This window comes from Streptomyces sp. NPDC002640, from assembly GCF_053592575.1.
On sequence record NZ_JBSFVZ010000007.1, the window covers coordinates 163,118 to 181,161 of the forward strand.

21 protein-coding genes are annotated in these 18,044 nt (G+C 73.3%); 7 read left to right on the forward strand and 14 right to left on the reverse strand.

Annotated elements, in window-relative coordinates:
• Positions 1–8: 8 nt before the first annotated feature.
• From ACWD3O_RS12070 to ACWD3O_RS12080, 3 genes are all read right to left on the reverse strand, one after another.
• Positions 9–782 (reverse strand): methionine ABC transporter permease, encoded by a 774-nt coding sequence (locus ACWD3O_RS12070; RefSeq protein WP_451410985.1) that lies wholly within the window; start codon positions 780–782, stop codon positions 9–11.
• Positions 779–1,840, reverse strand: coding sequence for a methionine ABC transporter ATP-binding protein (locus ACWD3O_RS12075; RefSeq protein ID WP_451410986.1), 1,062 nt, complete (start codon positions 1,838–1,840; stop codon positions 779–781). The genes ACWD3O_RS12070 and ACWD3O_RS12075 overlap by 4 nt, the downstream gene beginning before the upstream one ends.
• Positions 1,841–2,215: 375 nt before the next feature.
• Complete coding sequence (locus ACWD3O_RS12080; RefSeq protein WP_451415763.1) at positions 2,216–2,893, reverse strand: HAD family hydrolase; 678 nt, start codon at positions 2,891–2,893, stop codon at positions 2,216–2,218.
• A 181-nt stretch (positions 2,894–3,074) separates the two neighbouring features.
• On the opposite strand from ACWD3O_RS12080, the gene ACWD3O_RS12085 reads away from it, so the two are divergent.
• Together ACWD3O_RS12085 and ACWD3O_RS12090 are read left to right on the forward strand one after the other, a co-directional pair.
• On the forward strand, positions 3,075–3,434 hold the full coding sequence (locus tag ACWD3O_RS12085) for a hypothetical protein (RefSeq protein WP_451410988.1): 360 nt from the start codon (positions 3,075–3,077) through the stop codon (positions 3,432–3,434).
• 1 nt (position 3,435) lies between these two features.
• The gene (locus ACWD3O_RS12090; protein ID WP_451410989.1) at positions 3,436–3,858 is read left to right on the forward strand and encodes a hypothetical protein; all 423 of its coding nucleotides are present in this window, start codon (positions 3,436–3,438) and stop codon (positions 3,856–3,858) included.
• On the opposite strand, the gene ACWD3O_RS12095 is transcribed toward ACWD3O_RS12090, so the two are convergent.
• The 3 genes from ACWD3O_RS12095 to ACWD3O_RS12105 all read right to left on the reverse strand — a co-directional run bounded on the left by ACWD3O_RS12095 (position 3,840) and on the right by ACWD3O_RS12105 (position 6,237).
• Positions 3,840–4,367, reverse strand: coding sequence for a GNAT family N-acetyltransferase (locus ACWD3O_RS12095; protein ID WP_451410990.1), 528 nt, complete (start codon positions 4,365–4,367; stop codon positions 3,840–3,842). The genes ACWD3O_RS12090 and ACWD3O_RS12095 overlap by 19 nt on opposite strands.
• A gap of 45 nt (positions 4,368–4,412) precedes the next feature.
• Positions 4,413–4,922, reverse strand: a complete 510-nt coding sequence (locus ACWD3O_RS12100; RefSeq protein ID WP_451410991.1) for a sigma-70 family RNA polymerase sigma factor — start codon at positions 4,920–4,922, stop codon at positions 4,413–4,415.
• 124 nt (positions 4,923–5,046) lie between these two features.
• On the reverse strand, positions 5,047–6,237 hold the full coding sequence (locus ACWD3O_RS12105) for a glycerophosphodiester phosphodiesterase (protein ID WP_451410992.1): 1,191 nt from the start codon (positions 6,235–6,237) through the stop codon (positions 5,047–5,049).
• 278 nt (positions 6,238–6,515) lie between these two features.
• Here ACWD3O_RS12105 and ACWD3O_RS12110 point away from each other — a divergent pair, with 278 nt between their 5' ends.
• Positions 6,516–7,205, forward strand: a complete 690-nt coding sequence (locus ACWD3O_RS12110; RefSeq protein WP_451410993.1) for a lysophospholipid acyltransferase family protein — start codon at positions 6,516–6,518, stop codon at positions 7,203–7,205.
• Between the two features lie 86 nt (positions 7,206–7,291).
• On the opposite strand, the gene argH is transcribed toward ACWD3O_RS12110, so the two are convergent.
• Positions 7,292–8,722, reverse strand: a complete 1,431-nt coding sequence (gene argH, locus ACWD3O_RS12115; protein ID WP_451410994.1) for an argininosuccinate lyase — start codon at positions 8,720–8,722, stop codon at positions 7,292–7,294.
• A gap of 229 nt (positions 8,723–8,951) precedes the next feature.
• Between argH and ACWD3O_RS12120 the strand changes: the two genes are divergently transcribed.
• Entirely contained in the window at positions 8,952–9,536 is a 585-nt protein-coding gene (locus ACWD3O_RS12120) for a pyridoxamine 5'-phosphate oxidase family protein (protein ID WP_451410995.1), read from the forward strand.
• 10 nt (positions 9,537–9,546) lie between these two features.
• Entirely contained in the window at positions 9,547–10,302 is a 756-nt protein-coding gene (locus tag ACWD3O_RS12125; RefSeq protein ID WP_451415764.1) for a L,D-transpeptidase family protein, read from the forward strand.
• 7 nt (positions 10,303–10,309) lie between these two features.
• Here the strand turns inward: ACWD3O_RS12125 and ACWD3O_RS12130 are convergent, their stop codons facing one another.
• The 5 genes from ACWD3O_RS12130 to argC all read right to left on the reverse strand — a co-directional run bounded on the left by ACWD3O_RS12130 (position 10,310) and on the right by argC (position 15,265).
• Positions 10,310–10,861, reverse strand: coding sequence for an arginine repressor (locus ACWD3O_RS12130; RefSeq protein ID WP_451410997.1), 552 nt, complete (start codon positions 10,859–10,861; stop codon positions 10,310–10,312).
• A gap of 34 nt (positions 10,862–10,895) precedes the next feature.
• Positions 10,896–12,083 carry an acetylornithine transaminase gene (locus ACWD3O_RS12135; RefSeq protein WP_451410998.1) on the reverse strand — a complete coding sequence of 396 codons (1,188 nt, stop codon included), beginning with the start codon at positions 12,081–12,083 and terminating at the stop codon, positions 10,896–10,898.
• Positions 12,080–13,003, reverse strand: coding sequence for an acetylglutamate kinase (argB, locus tag ACWD3O_RS12140; RefSeq protein ID WP_451410999.1), 924 nt, complete (start codon positions 13,001–13,003; stop codon positions 12,080–12,082). Before argB ends, ACWD3O_RS12135 begins: the two co-directional genes overlap by 4 nt.
• Entirely contained in the window at positions 13,000–14,151 is a 1,152-nt protein-coding gene (argJ, locus tag ACWD3O_RS12145) for a bifunctional glutamate N-acetyltransferase/amino-acid acetyltransferase ArgJ (RefSeq protein WP_451415765.1), read from the reverse strand. The genes argB and argJ overlap by 4 nt, the downstream gene beginning before the upstream one ends.
• A gap of 85 nt (positions 14,152–14,236) precedes the next feature.
• The gene (argC, locus tag ACWD3O_RS12150; protein WP_451411001.1) at positions 14,237–15,265 is read right to left on the reverse strand and encodes an N-acetyl-gamma-glutamyl-phosphate reductase; all 1,029 of its coding nucleotides are present in this window, start codon (positions 15,263–15,265) and stop codon (positions 14,237–14,239) included.
• Positions 15,266–15,365: 100 nt separating this feature from the next.
• Here argC and ACWD3O_RS12155 point away from each other — a divergent pair, with 100 nt between their 5' ends.
• Positions 15,366–16,175, forward strand: a complete 810-nt coding sequence (locus ACWD3O_RS12155) for a phosphotransferase (RefSeq protein ID WP_451415766.1) — start codon at positions 15,366–15,368, stop codon at positions 16,173–16,175.
• Between the two features lie 64 nt (positions 16,176–16,239).
• Here the strand turns inward: ACWD3O_RS12155 and ACWD3O_RS12160 are convergent, their stop codons facing one another.
• Together ACWD3O_RS12160 and ACWD3O_RS12165 are read right to left on the reverse strand one after the other, a co-directional pair.
• Positions 16,240–16,668, reverse strand: a complete 429-nt coding sequence (locus ACWD3O_RS12160) for a hypothetical protein (RefSeq protein ID WP_451415767.1) — start codon at positions 16,666–16,668, stop codon at positions 16,240–16,242.
• A gap of 214 nt (positions 16,669–16,882) precedes the next feature.
• On the reverse strand, positions 16,883–17,344 hold the full coding sequence (locus tag ACWD3O_RS12165; protein ID WP_451415768.1) for a nuclear transport factor 2 family protein: 462 nt from the start codon (positions 17,342–17,344) through the stop codon (positions 16,883–16,885).
• A 96-nt stretch (positions 17,345–17,440) separates the two neighbouring features.
• On the opposite strand from ACWD3O_RS12165, the gene ACWD3O_RS12170 reads away from it, so the two are divergent.
• Complete coding sequence (locus ACWD3O_RS12170; RefSeq protein ID WP_451415769.1) at positions 17,441–18,022, forward strand: TetR/AcrR family transcriptional regulator; 582 nt, start codon at positions 17,441–17,443, stop codon at positions 18,020–18,022.
• The last annotated feature ends 22 nt before the right edge of the window (positions 18,023–18,044 follow it).

Sequence of the window (18,044 nt, forward strand, 5' to 3'; positions counted from 1 at the left end):
CCTGGCGGTTAGGCGGCCTGGCGGGCCTCCGCGGCGGCGTCGGCCTTCGCGGCGGTGGCGTCGGAGTTCGCGGCGGGCTCCTTGGCCTTCAGCAGGCGGAGCCGGGGGGCGGGTCCGCCGCGTCCGCCGCGGCGGTGCAGGGCGCGGGCCCCGGCGTCGCCGGCGAACTGGATGAGGGCGATGACCACGGCGAGGACCGCCACGGTGACCCACATCAGGCCGGTTTCGAAGCGCTGGTAGCCGTAGCGGACGGCGATGTCGCCGAGTCCGCCCGCGCCGACCGTGCCGGCCATGGCGGAGTAGCCGATCAGCGCGACCACGGTGGTGGTGGCGGAGGAGATCAGCGAGGGCAGGGCCTCGGGGACGAGGACCTTGCGGACGACCGTCCAGGTGTTGCCGCCCATCGCCTGCACGGCCTCGACGAGCCCGTGGTCGACCTCGCGGACCGAGGTCTCGACGAGGCGCGCGAAGAAGGGGATGGCCCCGATGGCCAGCGGCACGATGGCGGCGTCGCGGCCGATGGTGGTGCCGGTGATCAGGCGGGTGAAGCTCATCAGCGCCACCATGAGGATGATGAACGGCAGCGAGCGGGCGATGTTGACGACCTGGCCGATGACCTTGTTGGCGACGACGTTCTGCAGGAGGCCGCCGCGGTCGGTGAGGACCAGCAGGACGCCCAGCGGCAGACCGCCGACGATCGCGATCACGGTGGACCAGCCGACCATGTAAAGGGTGTCCCAGCTGGCCTGGGTGAGCAGCGGCTGCATTTCGGACCAGGTCACTTGGCCACTTCCTTCGTCTTCGCGGTCTTCGCGTCCACGTCGTCCGCGGCGTCGGGGCGGCCGACGACCTCGACCTGGAGGCCCTGCTCGCGCAGGAAGCCGATCGGGACGACGTTGTCGTCGTGGTGGCCGGGCAGTTCGATCCGCATCCGGCCGATCTGGGCTCCGCCGACGGTGTCGACCGCGGCGCCCAGGATGGAGACGTCGACGTTGTAGGTGCGGGCGAGCTGGGAGATGACCGGGCGGCCGGTGGACTCGCCGTGGAAGGTGATGTCCACGACCGTGCTGCCGGGGCCGGAGGTGCCGCCGCCGACCGGGAACAGCGCGGCGGCGAGCTGGGAGCCGGGGGTGGCGAGGAGCTCGTCCACGGTTCCGGACTCCACGATGCGGCCCCGTTCCATCAGCGCGGCGGAGTCGCAGACGGTCTTGACGACGTCCATCTCGTGGGTGATCAGCAGCACGGTGAGGCCGAGCTGCTGGTTGAGGTCGCGCAGCAGCTGGAGGATCGAGCGGGTGGTCTCCGGGTCGAGGGCGCTGGTGGCCTCGTCGGACAGCAGCACCTTGGGGTCGCCGGCCAGGGCGCGGGCGATGCCGACGCGCTGCTTCTGGCCGCCGGAGAGCTGGGCCGGGTAGGCCTTGGCCTTGTCGGCGAGGCCGACCAGGTCGAGGAGTTCGAGCGCCTTGGCGGAGCGTTCCCGGCCGGACTTCCCGAGGATCTCCAGCGGGAGCTCGACGTTGTCCTGCACGGTGCGCGAGGAGAGCAGGTTGAAGTGCTGGAAGACCATGCCGATCCGGCTGCGGGCCTCCCGCAGCGCCTTGGAGGCGCGCGGTCCCCGCCCGGCGAGGGCGGTGAGGTCCTGGCCGGCGACGGTGACCGTGCCGGAGGTGGGGCGCTCGAGGAGGTTGACGCAGCGGATGAGGGAGGACTTCCCGGCGCCGGACTGGCCGATGACGCCGAAGACCTCGCCCTCGCGGACGTGCAGGTCGACGCCGTCGATGGCGGTGACCTCACGGCCGCCGGAGCGGTAGATCTTGGTGAGACCCGAGGTGGTGATCACAGGGGGTTCCGTCACTGTCGAGTGCCGGGGCGGGGTGCTGCCCCGGACACGGGTGCATTCGGTCGGACCGCGGCACGGCGTGTCGCTCCGGCTCCGGTCGCGGCGGCGCGGCGGAGGGAGGACGGGGAGATCCGTGTGCGCGGGCGGCACGGTGAGGCCGCGGGGCTCGCTTCGGGGCGCGAGGCCGGAACGTCTTGCGGGGGCCCTCTAACAGGCGCACATTCGACACATGCGACGAGCACCGGGCGTCGGGGTCGCCTCGGTCGCAGGGGTGGTGCAGCTCGTCGTGGTCATGAGGTCAGTAAATCAGACGATCACGGGCAGGTGGGGCGGGGTGTCCGGCATGCGGACACCCTGTCCGGTCGGCGGTGCTTCTCAGAGCCGGTTCGTCGCGTTTCCCTCGCGGAGCGAGACCACGATGCCGTCGGGGGTGACCTGCGCGGACAGTGCGGAGAGGTCCGGGACCACCAGGTCGGCGTCCAGCTCGTGGGCCTGGTGGGTTGTGGCCAACGCCACCGTGCGCATCCCGGCGGCGCGGCCGGAGCGGAGACCGGCGGGGGCGTCCTCGAAGACGACGCAGCGCGCGGGGTCGACGCCGAGGGCCTTGGCGGCGAGCAGGTAGGGCTCCGGGTCGGGCTTGCCGCGGGTGATGTCGTCGGCGGCGACCAGGGTCGCCGGGGTGAGGCCCACCCGGGCGAGCCGCGCCTCGGCGAGGCGGCGCGAGGCGGAGGTGACGACGGCCCAGCGGTCGGCGGGCAGGCCGTGCAGGAACTCCCGGGTGCCGGGGAGCGGGGTGACGCCGCCGCGGGGGACGTCCTCCACCTCGATCTCCTCGATGCGGGCGACGGCGGCGGGGACGCGCGGCACGGGGAGCAGGTCGGCGACGATCTCGGCGGCGGGGCGGCCGTGCAGCTCGACGGCCGCGAACTGCTCGCGGGAGACGCCGTGCTCGTGGGCCCAGAGGGTCCAGCAGCGGGTGACGGACTCCAGGGAGGACAGGAGCGTGCCGTCGTTGTCGAACAGGAGGGCGTCGGCGCGAAGGGTCGTCGTCATGGGTCCGACCCTAGCGAGGCCCGCGCGGGGGTCGCCGGGGCGCCGTTCGAGGGAAGCTCGGGGTGCCCCGGGGGCGCGTGCGGGCGGGCCGGTTGCGCACCGTGGTCGGGCCTGTCCCCCGCCTCCGCCGCGGTCAGGGTCGGGCGGAGCGGCGCGGGGCGCGCGTAATAAGGTCGCTGGCATGCTCGTACCCCTGACCGTGGCGACCGCCGTCGCGGCTCTCCTCCTCGCCGCCTGGTGCGGCTGGGCCGCCTCGCGGGACCAGCCGACCAAGGACTGGCACTTCATCGGCATGGGTGTGGTCACGTTGCTGGCCACCGCGCAGCTCGTGGTGGGGATCGTGCAGCTGGCCCGCGGCGACCGCCCGGAGCAGGGCACGGTGATCTTCGTGGCCTACCTGCTCGGCGCCTTCGCCTGCGTGCCGGCGGCCGGGTTCATGTCACTGGCGGAGCGCACCCGGTGGGGCTCGGTCACGGTCGCCGCGGGCGGCTTCGTCCTGGCGGTGCTGCAGGTGCGGCTCTACGACATCTGGGGAGGCTGAGATGACCTCGACTCGGCGGGAGCTGACGTCCGGGCCGGGCATTCTGCTGGTGTGGCTGTACGGCGTGATGGTGGTCGGCGCGGTGTCCCGCTCGGTGTACGAGATGTCCACCAAGTTCGACCGTGCCCCGCTGGCGTACTCGCTGTCGGCGGTGGCCGGCCTGGTGTACCTCTTCATCACCTACACGCTGGTGCGCGGCGGCGAGCGGGCCCGGCGGGCGGCGGTGGTGTGCTGCGCCGCCGAGCTGCTCGGCGTGCTGGTGGTCGGCACCTGGACGGTCCTCGACCCCGGGGCGTTCCCGGACGCCACGGTCTGGTCGGAGTTCGGGATGGGCTACCTCTTCATCCCGGTGCTGCTTCCGGTGACCGCGCTCTACTGGCTGCTCCGGGGCCGGGCCGACGACCGTCAGGCCGTGGCCGCGTAGACCGCCGTCCCCGTGCCGGGGTCCTCGGGCACGGCGGTGGTCCGCTCCAGCACGATGCGCGGGATGCCGTCGGGCCCCTCGGCGCGGCCGGTGGTCCGGTAGCCGAGGCGGCGGTAGAGCCGCAGGCCGGGCTCGCTGCGGTTGCCGGCGCTCAGCCGGAAGGCCGTGACCTGGGCCGTCCCGGCGACCGCGGCCTCGGCGGCGCGCAGCAGCCGGGCGCCGATGCCGTGGCCCTGGAGCCGGGGGTGGACGCACAGGCCGTCGATCTCCCCGGCGCCGTCGCCGGTCACGCGCGCGTACACGGCGCCGATCACCTCCTCGCCCAGGCGGGCGACGCAGACGATGCCCGAGGCGATCTCCTCGCGGACGTCGGCGAGGGACTCGGTCAGCGGGCCGATGCGGTGGTCGCCGTAGAGCACCGCCTCGCTCTGGAAGCTCAGATACCGGAGCCGGAAGATCTGCTCGGCGTCCTGCTCGGCCGCCCTGGAGATGGTCACGCTCATGCCCATGTGTGCATGCCTCCCGCTCACTTGCTCACCAGTGGTCCTTCACACCTATCCCCGCCTCGGCCTGGGCGCAACCTCCGGACCGAGCAGCCGGCGCAGACATCCCAGACATCGGGAACGTTCCGGTCCGAGACTGCCCTGTGAGATACCCAACTCCCGGGCGATCTCCCGGTAGGTGAGGTCGTGCGGCGAGAAGAGCGCGGCGAGCAGCCGGGGGCAGCGGCCGGGGAGGCGGCGCACGGCTTCCTGGAGGGTCCGGCGGCGGGCGGAAGCCAGCACGAGCTGTTCGGGGCCGAGGTGCGGGTCGTCGGCGGGGTCGCGGCGCAGCGAGCGTTCCCGGCGAGCGGCCCGGCGCAGGCCGCGGGCCTCGGCGCGGACCGCCGTGCGCAGCCAGCGGGCCGGGTCGCGCGGGGGCTCCGCCCGGTGGAGGCGTTCCAGGAGGCGGAGCCAGACGGCCTGCTCGAGGTCCCGGGCCTCGGCTCCGGCCGCCGCGGCCTCGGCCGCCGCCTCGGCGGCCAGCAGGGGGCGCAGCCGGTCCACCATGTCGTGCGGCTTCATACGCTCACAGGACGGCGGACCGGCGGCGGTGGTTGCCGCCACCGGACCGGATTCACCCGGACGACGGGCCGCGGACGCGGCGGGTTGACGCCGGGCGCGCCGGTGGGCGCGCCCGGGCGCCGGGTCAGCGTGCCGCGCGCCAGAGCTCGCGGGCGACCAGACCGGTGTCGGGGTGGTCGGTGAAGACGCCGTCGATGCCGGTGTCGAAGTAGGCGCTGAAGGCGCCGAACGCGTCGCCGTAGCCGTCCGGCTCGGTGCCGCGGCGGAAGTCGGCCGGCAGGAAAGGGTTCTCGTTGCGCAGCGTGTACGGGTGGAGGACCAGGCCCGCCTTGTGCGCGTCGGCGACGAGGGTGGTCGGCGAGGTGAGCCGGCCGGCGGAGTCGCGCGGGATGATCAGGTCGAGGGTGGGGCCGATGCCGTCGGCGAACGAGGCGATCCAGGCGAGCCCTTCCGGCGTGATCAGGTCGGCGACCTTGCGGGGGTCGCCCTGCCGCTGGAAGTCCCAGGGGCGGCTGCCGGCCGAGGAGAGCAGCACGGCCAGCGGGTTGTCGACGAGCCTGCTCAGCCTGCGGATGCTGGTCGGCTCGAAGGACTGGAGCAGCACCGGCGAGTTGCGGCGGTCCTTGCCGTGGCGGCGCAGCAGCCTGGCGACCCGCTCCTCCAGGGGCAGGCCCAGCTCGCGGAAGTAGGTGGGGTGCTTGAGCTCCGGGTAGACGAAGACCTGCTTTCCGCGCCTGCGGGTCTGCTCGTCCTGCCAGCGCAGCACCTCCTCGAAGGTGGGGATCTCCCAGACGCCGTCGTAGAGCGTGCTCTGCGGGCGGTTGGCGGGGATCCGCTCCGTGGCGCGCAGGGTCTTGAGCTCGGCCAGGGTGAAGTCCTCGGCGAACCAGCCGGTGGTGGGGACGCCGTCGAGCGACTTGGTGGTGCGGCGGGAGGCGAACTCGGGGTGGTCGGCGACGTCGGTGGTGCCGCCGATCTCGGGCTCGTGGCGGCAGACCAGGTGGCCGTCCTTGGTGATCACCAGGTCGCCGGCCTCGATGATGTCCGCGCCCATGTCCAGGGCGAGCTGGTACGCGCCGAGGGTGTGCTCCGGGCGGTAGCCACTGGCGCCGCGGTGGGCGATCACGGCCGGCGTCGGCAGCCCGGCGAGGCCGCGTCCGCGTCCCGTCCCCTCGGCGGCCGCGGCGGTGCCGCCGGCGCCGAGCGCGGCCGCCGAGGCGCCCAGCAGGGCCGCGCCCAGCAGGGCCCGCCGCCCGGTGCCGAGGGCGGGGCCCGCGGTCTCGTCGGATTCTGCGGCGCCTGAGGTTCTCGACATCGGTGCTCCCTCGTGAGATCACGTCAACGGGTCGGCCGGATCGTAGGTGCGTGTCCATGACGACTGAAGGTCCCCGGAAGGACCGGGCGGAAAACAGCGGGTGTCGTCTCGCCGCCGCCTCCCTGTTCCGTTCCGGTGTCGGGCGCGTGTCGCGGATCGGCGGCCGGGTGACTCGCTGTCAACACTGTGCAACGGCTCCGTCAACCGGATGTGCGTCCGGCGCTCCTGCGCGAGTATCGTCCTCACCTGCACGGACTCGTCCGTTTCCGTCGGACCCCTTGACATGGGAGGGCTCGTTGTCCCGCTTCGCGCTCATCAAGGCAGTGCTCGGACCGATCATGCGCCTGATGTTCCGCCCACGCGTCGAAGGCGCGGAGAACATTCCCGGGACGGGGGCGGTGATCCTGGCCGGAAACCACCTCACCTTCATCGACTCCATCGTGCTGCCGCTGGTCACCGACCGGCAGGTCCTCTTCATCGGCAAGGACGAGTACGTCACCGGCAAGGGGGTCAAGGGCCGGCTGATGGCGTGGTTCTTCACCGGCGTCGGCATGATCCCGGTCGACCGGGACGGGGCCAACGGCGGTGTGGCGGCGCTGATGACGGGGCGCCGGGTCCTGGAGGAGGGCAAGGTGTTCGGCATCTACCCCGAGGGCACCCGCTCCCCCGACGGGCGCCTCTACCGGGGCCGCACCGGCATCGCGCGGCTCACGCTGATGACCGGGGCGCCGGTGGTGCCGTTCGCCATGATCGGCACGGACAAGCTGCAGCCCGGCGGCAAGGGCATGCCGCGGCCGGGCCGGGTCACGGTGCGGTTCGGGGAGCCGATGGAGTTCTCCCGCTACGAGGGGATGGACCGCGACCGCTACGTGCTGCGGGCGGTCACGGACTCGGTGATGGCGGAGGTCATGCGGCTGTCGGGGCAGGAGTACGTCGACATGTACGCCACGAAGGCGAAGGCGGCCTGAGGCCGGGCCTCAGGCCGCCTTCGCCTTCGTGCCGCGCGCCCGGCCGGGGCCCCGGCCAGGGTGGTGGCGGGGGCCCCGGGGAGGCGTCAGGCGCGGCGCGCGGTGGACCAGGTGTGCTGGGCGGCGACGTTCTGCTTGACCTCGGCCAGCTGGACGGCGACCGCACTCGGGGCGGTGCCGCCCCGGCCGTCGCGCGAGGCCAGGGCGCCGGGGACGTTGAGCACCGTCCGCACCTCGGGGGTCAGGTGCTCGCTGATCTTCGCGAACTGCTCGTCGGTGAGCTCGTCGAGCTCCTTGCCCTCCGCCTCCGCCGCCTTGACGCACTCCCCGGCGACCTCGTGCGCGACCCGGAACGGCACGCCCTGCTTGACCAGCCACTCGGCGATGTCGGTGGCCAGCGAGAACCCGGCCGGGGCCAGCTCCTCCATCCGCTCCCGGTGCACCGTGAGCGTGGCCATCATGCCGGTGAAGGCGGGGAGCAGGACTTCGAGCTGGTCGATGGAGTCGAAGACCGGCTCCTTGTCCTCCTGGAGGTCGCGGTTGTACGCGAGCGGGAGCGCCTTGAGCGTGGCCATCAGGCCCGTGAGGTTGCCGATCAGCCGGCCGGACTTGCCGCGGGCGAGTTCCGCGATGTCCGGGTTCTTCTTCTGCGGCATGATCGACGAGCCGGTGGAGAAGGCGTCGTGCAGGGTCACGAAGGAGAACTCCTTCGTGTTCCAGATGATGATCTCCTCGGCGATCCGGGAGACGTTGATCCCGATCATCGCGGTGATGAAGGCGAACTCCGCGACGAAGTCCCGCGAGGCGGTGCCGTCGATGGAGTTGGCGGCGGAGCCGTGCTCGAAGCCGAGGTCCTTGGCGACGGCCTCCGGGTCGAGGCCGAGGGAGGAGCCGGCCAGCGCGCCGGAGCCGTAGGGCGAGACGGCGGTCCGCTCGTCCCACTGGCGCAGCCGCTCGGCGTCCCGGGACAGGGCCTGGACGTGGGCGAGCACGTGGTGGGCGAAGAGCACCGGCTGGGCGTGCTGGAGGTGGGTGCGGCCGGGCATGGCGACGTCCGGGTGGGCCTCGGCGAGGCCGATCAGGGCGTCCTGGAGGTCGGCGATCAGGCCGCCGACGATCCGGGCGTGGTCCCGCAGGTACATCCGGAAGAGCGTGGCGACCTGGTCGTTGCGGGACCGGCCGGCCCGGAGCTTGCCGCCGAGGTCGGGGCCGAGCCGCTCCAGGAGGCCCCGCTCGAGGGCTGTGTGCACGTCCTCGTCGGCGATGGTGCCCACGAAGGCGCCGGAGGCGACGTCCTGCTCGAGCCGGTCGAGGCCGGCGATCATCCGGTCCAGTTCGTCGGCGGTGAGGAGACCGGCCTGGTGCAGCACCCGGGCGTGGGCGCGGGAGCCCGCGATGTCGTAGGGGGCCAGTCGCCAGTCGAAGTGGACCGATGCCGACAGCTTCGCCAGTGCCTCGGCGGGCCCGTCGGCGAACCGGCCGCCCCAGAGGCGGACGTCACCGCTGTTGCTGCTCACGTGCTGTGCTCCTCGTTGCCGAAGGCCGAAAGGGTGCGACCCCGTGCGGCAACCGCCACACATCATCGCTGTGCATGATTATGCAGTGCTCCGCATGAATCGTCAATTCTGCGCCGGTCCTCGTGGCGGCTCTCGTGGCATTCGGCCGGGCGCCCCACCTGAGTCCGCCCTTCGAGATGCTGCCGCTGAACAGGGCGCGCGGGGCCGGAGTTGAGGCGAGGATGGCCCCATGGGCAAGTCATACGACCGGATCGACGACCGGCTCCGCGCGTTCATCGAGGAACAACCCGTCTTCTTCACCGCCACCGCCCCGCTCGCCGCGGACGGCACGGTGAACCTCTCCCCCAAGGGCCTCAAGGGCTCCCTCGCGGTACTGGACGACCACACGGTGGCCTACCTGGACTTCGCCGGGTCCAACGCCGAGACGGTGGCGCACCTGCGGGAGAACGGCCGGATCACCCTGATGTGGTGCGCGTTCCAGGGCCCGCCGACCGTGCTGCGCGTGCACGGCACCGGGGAGGCCGTCTTCCGTGACGACCCCCGGTTCCCGGAGCTGCTGGCGCGCTTCCCGGACATCGATCCGGGCGACCACGGGCTGCGCGCGATCATCGTGGTCACGGCGAGGACGGTCCGGGACGCCTGCGGGTTCGCCGTCCCCTACATGGCGTACGAGAGCGACCGGGAGCTGCACGCCAAGCGGTTCTCCCGGGACGACGACGAGTCCCTGAGCGCCTACTTCGCCAAGCGGACCATCGCCACCAGCATCGACGGCCTGCCCGGCGTGCCGTTGCCGTTGCCCCCGGTGGCTCCGTGACGATGGGCGCATGCGCCAAGCCGTAGCCGTCGCCGCTGTCCTGTGTCTGCCGCTGCTCGGCGCCTGGTCCGTGCCGGGTGTCCCGCCGGGTGCCGAGCCGGGTGTCCAGCCGGACGCCTCGTCGGGTGCCGAGCGGCCGCTGCCCGAGCGGATGGCGGACACCGGTGGCGGCTCGCAGCTGATCACCGCCGAGGCGGCGACGACGGGCAGCACCACCGGCACCGTGACCTGGTGGCAGCGCTCCGGGACCGGCGGCCGCTGGGAGGAGGCCGGCTCGGCGCCCGCGCGGTTCGGCGCGAACGGCCTGGCGGAGGGCGCCACCCGCCGCCAGGGCACCGGCACCACGCCCACCGGGCTCTACGACCTGCCGTTCGCCTTCGGCATCGAGCCCGCCCCCGAGGGCACCCGCCACCCGTACCGCCGGGTGGGTCCCGACGCGTGGTGGTGCCAGGACAACGGCTCCCGCGCCTACAACCGCTGGAGCGAGCCGCTGGCCGCGGACTGCGCCCCGGCCGAGGCCGAACACCTCGTCACCTACCCGGAGCAGTACGCGTACGCGCTCGTCATCGGCTTCAACTACCGGCAGCCCGTGCGGGGTCGCGGCGCGGGCATCTTCCTGCACGTGCACGGCGGCGGCGCGACGGCCGGCTGCGTGTCCGTGCCGGCCGACGCGATGCGCCGCCTCCTGCGCTGGGCCGACCCGTCCCGCGCGCCCCACATCGCCGTCGGCACCACGGACGGGCCGACGGCGATCACCCGTTACTGACCGGGCGTCACGGGTTGGCGCGGCGGCTGTTCTGGGCCAGCGCCAGCAGGTGGTCGGCGAGCGCCTGGCCGCCGGTCGGCTCCCGGCTGATCAGCAGCAGGGTGTCGTCGCCGGCGATGGTGCCCAGGATGTCGTGCAGCTCCGCCTGGTCGATGGCGGAGGCGAGGAACTGCGCGGCCCCGGGCGGGGTGCGCAGGACCACGAGGTTGGCGGACGCCTCGGCCGAGATCAGCAGCTCGCCGGAGAGCCGCCGCATCCGCTCCTCCTTGGCGGACTCCCCCAGCGGTGCGCGGGGCGTGCGGAAGCCGCCCTCGCTGGGCACCGCGTAGATCAGCTCGCCGTCGGTGTTGCGGATCTTCACCGCGTTCAGCTCGTCGAGGTCGCGGGAGAGCGTCGCCTGGGTGACGCTCAGCCCGTCGTCGGCGAGGAGCTTGGCGAGCTGGCTCTGGGAGCGCACCGGTTGCCGGTTGAGGATGTCGACGATCCGGCGGTGCCGGGCGGTGCGGGTCTGCGGCACGGCCGGCCCGCCGTGCTGCTCGTGGTCCTGCGCCTGACTCATCGTGTTCCTTCGTCTCCGGATCCGGTCGTCCGCCTCAGCGGGCTGTGGCATCGGCCGCGTCGAGGATGCCGGGGAGCGCCTGGAGGAAGGCGTCCGTCTCCGCGTCGGCCAGGTTCAGCGGAGGCATCAGCCGGACGACGTCGGGGGCGGGCGCGTTCACCAGGAACCCGGCCTCCTGGGCCGCCTGCTGCGCCTGCGCTGCGAGCGGCCCGGTGAGCACGATACCCAGCAGCAGCCCTTCGCCCCGGACGTGGGAGATCAACGGGCTGTCCAGCGCCTCGATGCCGGTGACGAGGCGCTCGCTCTGCCGCTTGACGTTGTCGAGCAGGCCCTCGTCGGCGACGGTGTCGAGCACGGCCAGGCCGGCGGCGCAGGCGACCGGGTTGCCGCCGAACGTGGTGCCGTGGTGGCCCGGCCGGAACAGCTGGGCGGCGCGGCCGAAGGCGACGGTGGCGCCGAGCGGCAGGCCGCCGCCGATGCCCTTGGCCAGGGTGACCACGTCGGGCAGCACGCCCTCGTGGGCCTGGTAGGCGAACCAGTGGCCGGTGCGGCCGATGCCGGTCTGCACCTCGTCGAGGACCAGCAGCGCGCCGGCGGCGGCGGTGATGGCGCGGGCGGCCTTGAGGTAGCCGGCCGGGGGCACCACCACGCCGTTCTCGCCCTGCACCGGCTCGATGATCACCAGGGCGGTCTCCTCGGTGACCGCGGCGGCCAGGGCCTGGGCGTCGCCGTAGGGGACGTGGGTGACGTCGCCGGGCAGCGGGAGGAACGGTTCCTGCTTGCCGGGCTGGCCGGTGAGGGCGAGCGCGCCCATGGTGCGGCCGTGGAAGCCGCCCTCGGTGGCCACGACGTGGCGGCGGCCGGTCAGCCGGCCGAGCTTGAACGCGGCCTCGTTGGCCTCGGCGCCGGAGTTGCAGAAGAAGACCTTGCCGTCCCGCCCGAACAGCTCCAGCAGCCGTTCGGCGAGCGCCACGGTCGGTTCGGCGACGAAGAGGTTGGAGACGTGGCCGAGCGAGGCGATCTGGCGGGAGACCGCCTCCACGACCGCCGGGTGGGCGTGGCCCAGGGCGTTGACGGCGATGCCGCCGACGAGGTCGAGGTACTCCTTGCCGTCGGCGTCCCACAGCTTGGCGCCCTCGCCGCGGACCAGCGGGATCCGGGGCGTGCCGTAGTTGTTCATCAGGGCGCCGTTCCAGCGCTCCTTCAGTTCGGCGTTGCTCACGACTGCCCCTCCTGGTCGGCGACGGCGGGCTCGTCCGGCACGACCATCGTGCCGATGCCCTCGTCGGTGAAGATCTCCAGCAGGATCGAGTGCTGGACCCGGCCGTCGATGACGCGGGCGTTGCCGACGCCGTTGCGCACGGCGTGCAGGCAGCCCTCCATCTTCGGCACCATGCCGGCCGACAGCTCCGGCAGGAGTTTCTCGAGTTCGCTCGCGGTGAGGCGGCTGATCACCTCGTCGCTGTGGGGCCAGTCCTCGTAGAGGCCCTCGACGTCGGTGAGGACCATGAGCGTTTCCGCGCCGAGCGCCGCAGCGAGTGCCGCAGCCGCCGTATCAGCATTGACGTTGTAGACATGTCCGTCGTCCTGGGAACGGGCGATCGAGGAGACGACCGGGATCCGGCCGTCCGCGAGGAGCGCCTCGACGGCGCCGGTGTCGATCGCGGTGATCTCGCCGACCCGGCCGATGTCGACGAGTTCGCCGTCGATCTCGGCCAGGTGCTTGGTCGCGGTCAGGGTGTGGGCGTCCTCGCCGGTGAGGCCGACGGCGAGCGGGCCGTGCTGGTTGAGCAGGCCGACCAGCTCGCGCTGCACCTGCCCGGCGAGGACCATGCGGACCACGTCCATGGCCTCCTCGGTGGTGACGCGGAGGCCGGCCTTGAACTCGCTGACGATGCCGTGCCGGTCCAGCGCGGCGCTGATCTGCGGCCCGCCGCCGTGCACCACGACCGGCCTGAGTCCGGCGTGGTGCAGGAAGACGACGTCCTGCGCGAACGCGGCCTTGAGCTGCTCGTCGACCATGGCGTTGCCGCCGAACTTGATGACGACGGTCCTGCCGCGGTGGCGGGTGAGCCAGGGCAGCGCCTCGATGAGGATCTGGGCCTTGGGGAGGGCGGTGTGCCGCCGGGTGCGGTTGCTCATGAGGAGTACGCGCTGTTCTCGTGGACGTAGTCGGCGGTGAGGTCGTTGGTCCAGATGGTGGCGGTCTCGGAGCCCGCGGCCAGGTCGGCGACGATGTGCACCTCGCGGTAGCGCATGTCGACGAGCTCGCGGTCCTCGCCGACGCTGCCGCCCTTGCAGACCCACACGCCGTTGATGGCGACGTTCAGCCGGTCCGGCTCGAAGGCGGCGCCGGTGGTGCCGATCGCGGACAGCACGCGGCCCCAGTTGGGGTCCTCGCCGTGGATGGCGCACTTGAGGAGGTTGTTGCGGGCGATCGAACGGCCCACCTCGACGGCGTCGGCCTCGGAGGCGGCGTTGACCACCTCCACCTTGATGTCCTTGCTGGCGCCCTCGGCGTCGCGGATGAGCTGCTGCCCGAGGTCGTCGCAGACCGCGCGGACGGCCGCCGCGAACTCCTGCTGGTCCGGGGTGGTCCCGGAGGCGCCGGAGGCGAGGAGCAGCACGGTGTCGTTGGTGGACATGCAGCCGTCGGAGTCGACCCGGTCGAAGGTGACGCGGGTGGCGTCGCGCAGCGCGGTGTCCAGGGCGGCGGCGTCCAGGTCGGCGTCGGTGGTGATCACGACCAGCATGGTGGCCAGGCCCGGGGCGAGCATGCCCGCGCCCTTGGCCATGCCGCCGACGGTCCAGCCGTCCTGGGTGACGACCGACGTCTTGTGCACGGTGTCGGTGGTCTTGATGGCGATGGCCGCCTTCTCGCCGCCGTGCTCGGAAAGCTGCGCGGCGGCCGTGCCGATGCCCGGCAGCAGCTTGTCCATGGGCAGCAGCACGCCGATCAGCCCGGTCGAGGCGACCGCGACCTGGGCGGCGTTCAGGCCGAGGACCTCGGCGGCCTTCTCCGCGGTGGCGTGGGTGTCCTGGAAGCCCCGGGGGCCGGTGCAGGCGTTGGCGCCACCGGAGTTGAGGACCACGGCGGACACCTCGCCGCCCTTGAGGACCTGCTCGGACCAGAGGACCGGCGCGGCCTTGACGCGGTTGGAGGTGAAGACGCCGGCGGCGGCCCGGCGGGGGCCGTTGTTGACGACCAGGGCGAGGTCGGGGTTGCCGTTCTCCTTGATCCCGGCGGCGATGCCCGCCGCCGTGAATCCCTTGGCTGCCGTGACGCTCACTGCATCTCCTCGTTCGCTTCTCCGACCGCGCGGTGCGTCGGTGCGGCCATGCTCTTCAGCGGCCCGGCGGCCGCCCGGGGGTCGCTCACGGTGCGACTCCGACGGTGGAAAGCCCGGTGGTCTCGTCCAGACCCAGGGCGATGTTCATGCTCTGCACGGCGCCGCCGGCGGTGCCCTTGGTGAGGTTGTCGACGGCGGTGACGACCACCACGCGGCCCGCGGCCGCGTCGTACGCCACCTGCACCTGCACGGCGTTCGAGCCGACGACCGAGCCGGTGGCCGGCCACTGCCCCTCGGGGAGCAGGTGGACGAAGGGCTCGTCCGCGTACGCCTTCACGTACGCCTCCCGCACGGTCTCCGCGGTGACGCCCGGCTTCGCCCTGGCGCTGCAGGTGGCGAGGATGCCGCGCGGCATGGGCGCGAGCATCGGCGTGAACGACACGCTCACCCGCTCCCCCGCGGCGGCGCTGAGGTTCTGGATCATCTCCGGCGTGTGCCGGTGGCCGCCGCCGACGCCGTAGGGCGACATGGAGCCCATGACCTCGCTGCCCAGCAGGTGCGGCTTGGCGGCCTTGCCGGCTCCGGAGGTGCCGGAGGCGGCGACCACCACGGCCTCCGGTTCGGCGAGGTCGGCGGCGTAGGCCGGGAACAGCGCCAGCGACACGGCGGTCGGGTAGCAACCGGGCACCGCGACGCGCTTGGACCCCTCCAACGCGGCGCGGGCGCCCGGCAGTTCGGGCAGTCCGTAGGGCCAGGTGCCGGCGTGCGGGGAGCCGTAGAAGGCCTCCCAGTCGGCGGCGTCCCGCAGGCGGAAGTCGGCCCCCATGTCGACGACCAGCACGTCGGGGCCGAGCTGCTCGGCCACGGCGGCGGACTGGCCGTGCGGCAGTGCGAGGAACACGACGTCGTGCCCGGCGAGGGTCTCCGCCGTCGTGGCCTCCAGCACCCGGTCGGCCAGCGGCAGCAGGTGCGGCTGCAGCGCGCCCAGTCGCTGTCCGGCGTTGGAGTTCCCGGTCAGCGCGCCGATCTCCACCTCGGGGTGCGCCAGCAGCAGCCGCAGCAGCTCCCCGCCCGCGTATCCACTCGCTCCGGCAACCGCCGCTCGTACCGTCATGGGTCCTCCCTATCGATGGCACGACTATACGGTGCCCCGCATTTTTATGCAATGAGGTGGGTGGGGCGGACCGCGGTTCCGCGTGGGTCACCATGGGGGAATGCTTCCGATCGCCGCAGCGCCCCAGGAGCCCGTGGAGACGCCGCCCGCCGTCCTGGAACTGGCCGGCGGCCGTCCGATGCGTGCCGTCTGGCTCAACCAGGTGGGCGGGCTGACCTTCCGGATCGACGCGGAGGACGGCCCGCGGTTCGCCAAGTGGGCGCCCGCCGGCAGCGGGCTCGACCTGGCGGCGGAGGCGGTGCGGCTGCGGTGGGCGTCCCGGTACACGCCCGTGCCGCCGGTGCTGGCGGAGGGCGGGGACGCGTCGGGCGCCTGGCTGCTCACCCGGGGGCTTCCCGGCACCTCCGCCGTGGACGAGCGGTGGAAGGCGGACCCCCGCACGGCCGCCCGCGCGGTGGGGGCGGGGCTGCGCGCGCTGCACGACGCGCTGCCGGTCGCCGAGTGCCCGTTCGACTGGTCGCTCGAGCGGCGGCTGGCGCGGGTGCGGGCCCGGGTGGCGGCCGGCGCCGTCGACCCCGCCGCCTGGCCGGAGGAACTGCGCGACCTCGGCACCGTCGAGGGCGCGCTGCGGCTGCTGGAGGATCCGCCGCCGGGCGACCGCCTCGTCGTCTGCCACGGCGACGCCTGCGCGCCCAACACGCTGCTGGGCGACGACGGCGCCCCCACCGGCCACGTGGACCTCGGCTCGCTCGGCGTCGCCGACCGCTGGGCCGATCTGGCCGCGGCCACGTGGAGCACGGTGTGGAACTACGGCCCGGGCTGGGAGGAGACGCTGCTCGACGCGTACGGCGTGGCGCCCGACGCGGAGCGGATCCGGTACTACCGCGTGCTGTGGGAGCTCACGGGCTGAGCCCGCCCCCCGCGGCCGCGGGTTCCGGCTCGGGTTCGGGTTCAGGGGTGCCGCGGCCGCGGGTTCAGAAGCGCCGGAGCCAGGCCGCGGCGCCGTGGCCGAGCAGCAGGTAGACCCCGGCGGGCAGCGCGTGGTTGAGGAAGACCCGGAAGGGCTCCGCCTCCATGGTGAAGATGTCCTGCGACCACCAGGCCAGGCCGTCGGCGACGCCCTTCACGAAGTCGACGAAGACGTTGCCCTGGTTGGCGTCGAACAGGTACAGCACGATCCACAGGGCGAGGAACGCGGCGGCGATGTCCGCGATGGTGTGCACCACCAGCGCCGCCCGCAGTTGCCCGGTGCCCTCCCCGCGACCTCTCCCGCGTGGCCCGGCCACCGGGGGCGGGGCGACGGTGAGGCGCGGGGTCGACGGCGGCGGGTACGCCTGGGCCGGCCGGTACGGGTCGTGGCCGTATCCGTGCTGCTCCGGCGGGAGGGGCCTGTAGTCACTCATGGTGGTCTCCATCGGCGCGGTCACGGCGCCTTCGTCTGCGTCGAGCGAATGTCCCGGCACCGCATCGTTCAGCAGAAGGAGGGCGAACCGGCCGAGACCCGGTTCAGGTCCGGCGAGGATCCGGTGCAGGACCTGCGGGCACCTGTGACCGCCGGCCCGGAGCGCGGAGCCCGAGCCCGGACCCCGGAGCCCGGCGGGCGCGGGCGAGAGCGCATCACTCGAGCGGGATGTCGAGCCCTCGCTCGCGGTCCGGCCGGGGGCCGTGGATGCGGCGGTCGGCCGCCCGGATCGGCACGTCGTTGATGCTCGCCTCGCGGCGCCGCATGAGGCCGCGCTCGTCGAACTCCCACTGCTCGTTGCCGTAGCTGCGCCACCACCGGCCGTCCGCGTCGCGCCACTCGTACTGGAAGCGCACGGCGATCCGGTTCTCGTGGAACGCCCACAGGCTCTTGCGCAGCGCGTACTCCCGCTCGCGCTCCCACTTGCGCGTCAGGAAGGCGACGATCTCCTCGCGGCCGTGGACGAACTCGTCCCGGTTCCGCCACACCGAGTCGTACGTGTAGGCCGCGGCCACCCGCTCGGGGTCGCGGGTGTTCCACGCGTCCTCGGCGGCCTGGACCTTCCGCAGGGCGGTCTCCCTGGTGAACGGCGGAAGGGGCGGTCGATCGTCCGTCACGGCTGCCTCCCGGCGGGTCGGAGCGGTGGAGAACGTCCGTTCTCCACCTGCTCCCGCTAAGGTAGAGAACGAACGCTCTCGACGCAAGGAGCCCCGATGCCCGCCCCCCTCACCGAGGAGCAGAACCGCCGGGCGCGGGAGGCGCTCCTGGACGCGGCGGAGCGGTTGTTCTACGACCGCGGCATCCAGGCGGTGGGCATGGACGAGGTCCGCGTGGCGGCCGGGCTGCCCCTGAAGCGGATCTACCGGCTCTTCCCGACCAAGGAGGACCTGGTGGTGGCGGTGCTCCGGCGCCGCGACCTGCGGTGGCGGGAGAGCCTGACCGGTTACGTGGAGCGGGTCGCGGATCCCCGGGAACGCGTCCTCGCCGTCTTCGACTGGCTGGCCGACTGGTTCGCCGAGCCCGGGTTCCGCGGCTGCCTGTGGATCAACGCGCACGGTGAGCTCGGCCCGGTGTCCGAGGCGGTGCTGGCCGAAGTCCGTTCCCACAAGCGGGAGTTCCGCGACCAGATCGCGCGGTGGGTCCGTGCCACCGGGGCGGGGGCGCCCGTCGCCGAGCCGGTCCACCTGCTGGCGGAGGGGGCCATCGTGACCGCGGGCGTCACCGGCGACCCGGCGCCGGCCCGCCACGCCCGCGCGGCCGTCACCGCGTTGCTGGACGGCACCGCGGCCGCGTGACCCGGAGGACTGCCGACGCCGC

Coding starts and splice junctions, on each gene's coding strand:
- ACWD3O_RS12125 (WP_451415764.1), top strand. CDS start 9,547: ATGCGCCAAGCCGTAGCCGTCGCCGCTGTCCTGTGTCTGCCGCTGCTC.
- ACWD3O_RS12080 (WP_451415763.1), bottom strand. CDS start 2,893: ATGACGACGACCCTTCGCGCCGACGCCCTCCTGTTCGACAACGACGGC.
- ACWD3O_RS12090 (WP_451410989.1), top strand. CDS start 3,436: ATGACCTCGACTCGGCGGGAGCTGACGTCCGGGCCGGGCATTCTGCTG.
- ACWD3O_RS12105 (WP_451410992.1), bottom strand. CDS start 6,237: ATGTCGAGAACCTCAGGCGCCGCAGAATCCGACGAGACCGCGGGCCCC.
- ACWD3O_RS12130 (WP_451410997.1), bottom strand. CDS start 10,861: ATGAGTCAGGCGCAGGACCACGAGCAGCACGGCGGGCCGGCCGTGCCG.
- ACWD3O_RS12170 (WP_451415769.1), top strand. CDS start 17,441: ATGCCCGCCCCCCTCACCGAGGAGCAGAACCGCCGGGCGCGGGAGGCG.
- ACWD3O_RS12155 (WP_451415766.1), top strand. CDS start 15,366: ATGCTTCCGATCGCCGCAGCGCCCCAGGAGCCCGTGGAGACGCCGCCC.
- ACWD3O_RS12085 (WP_451410988.1), top strand. CDS start 3,075: ATGCTCGTACCCCTGACCGTGGCGACCGCCGTCGCGGCTCTCCTCCTC.
- ACWD3O_RS12095 (WP_451410990.1), bottom strand. CDS start 4,367: ATGGGCATGAGCGTGACCATCTCCAGGGCGGCCGAGCAGGACGCCGAG.
- ACWD3O_RS12120 (WP_451410995.1), top strand. CDS start 8,952: ATGGGCAAGTCATACGACCGGATCGACGACCGGCTCCGCGCGTTCATC.
- ACWD3O_RS12100 (WP_451410991.1), bottom strand. CDS start 4,922: ATGAAGCCGCACGACATGGTGGACCGGCTGCGCCCCCTGCTGGCCGCC.
- argC (WP_451411001.1), bottom strand. CDS start 15,265: ATGACGGTACGAGCGGCGGTTGCCGGAGCGAGTGGATACGCGGGCGGG.
- ACWD3O_RS12160 (WP_451415767.1), bottom strand. CDS start 16,668: ATGAGTGACTACAGGCCCCTCCCGCCGGAGCAGCACGGATACGGCCAC.
- argB (WP_451410999.1), bottom strand. CDS start 13,003: ATGAGCAACCGCACCCGGCGGCACACCGCCCTCCCCAAGGCCCAGATC.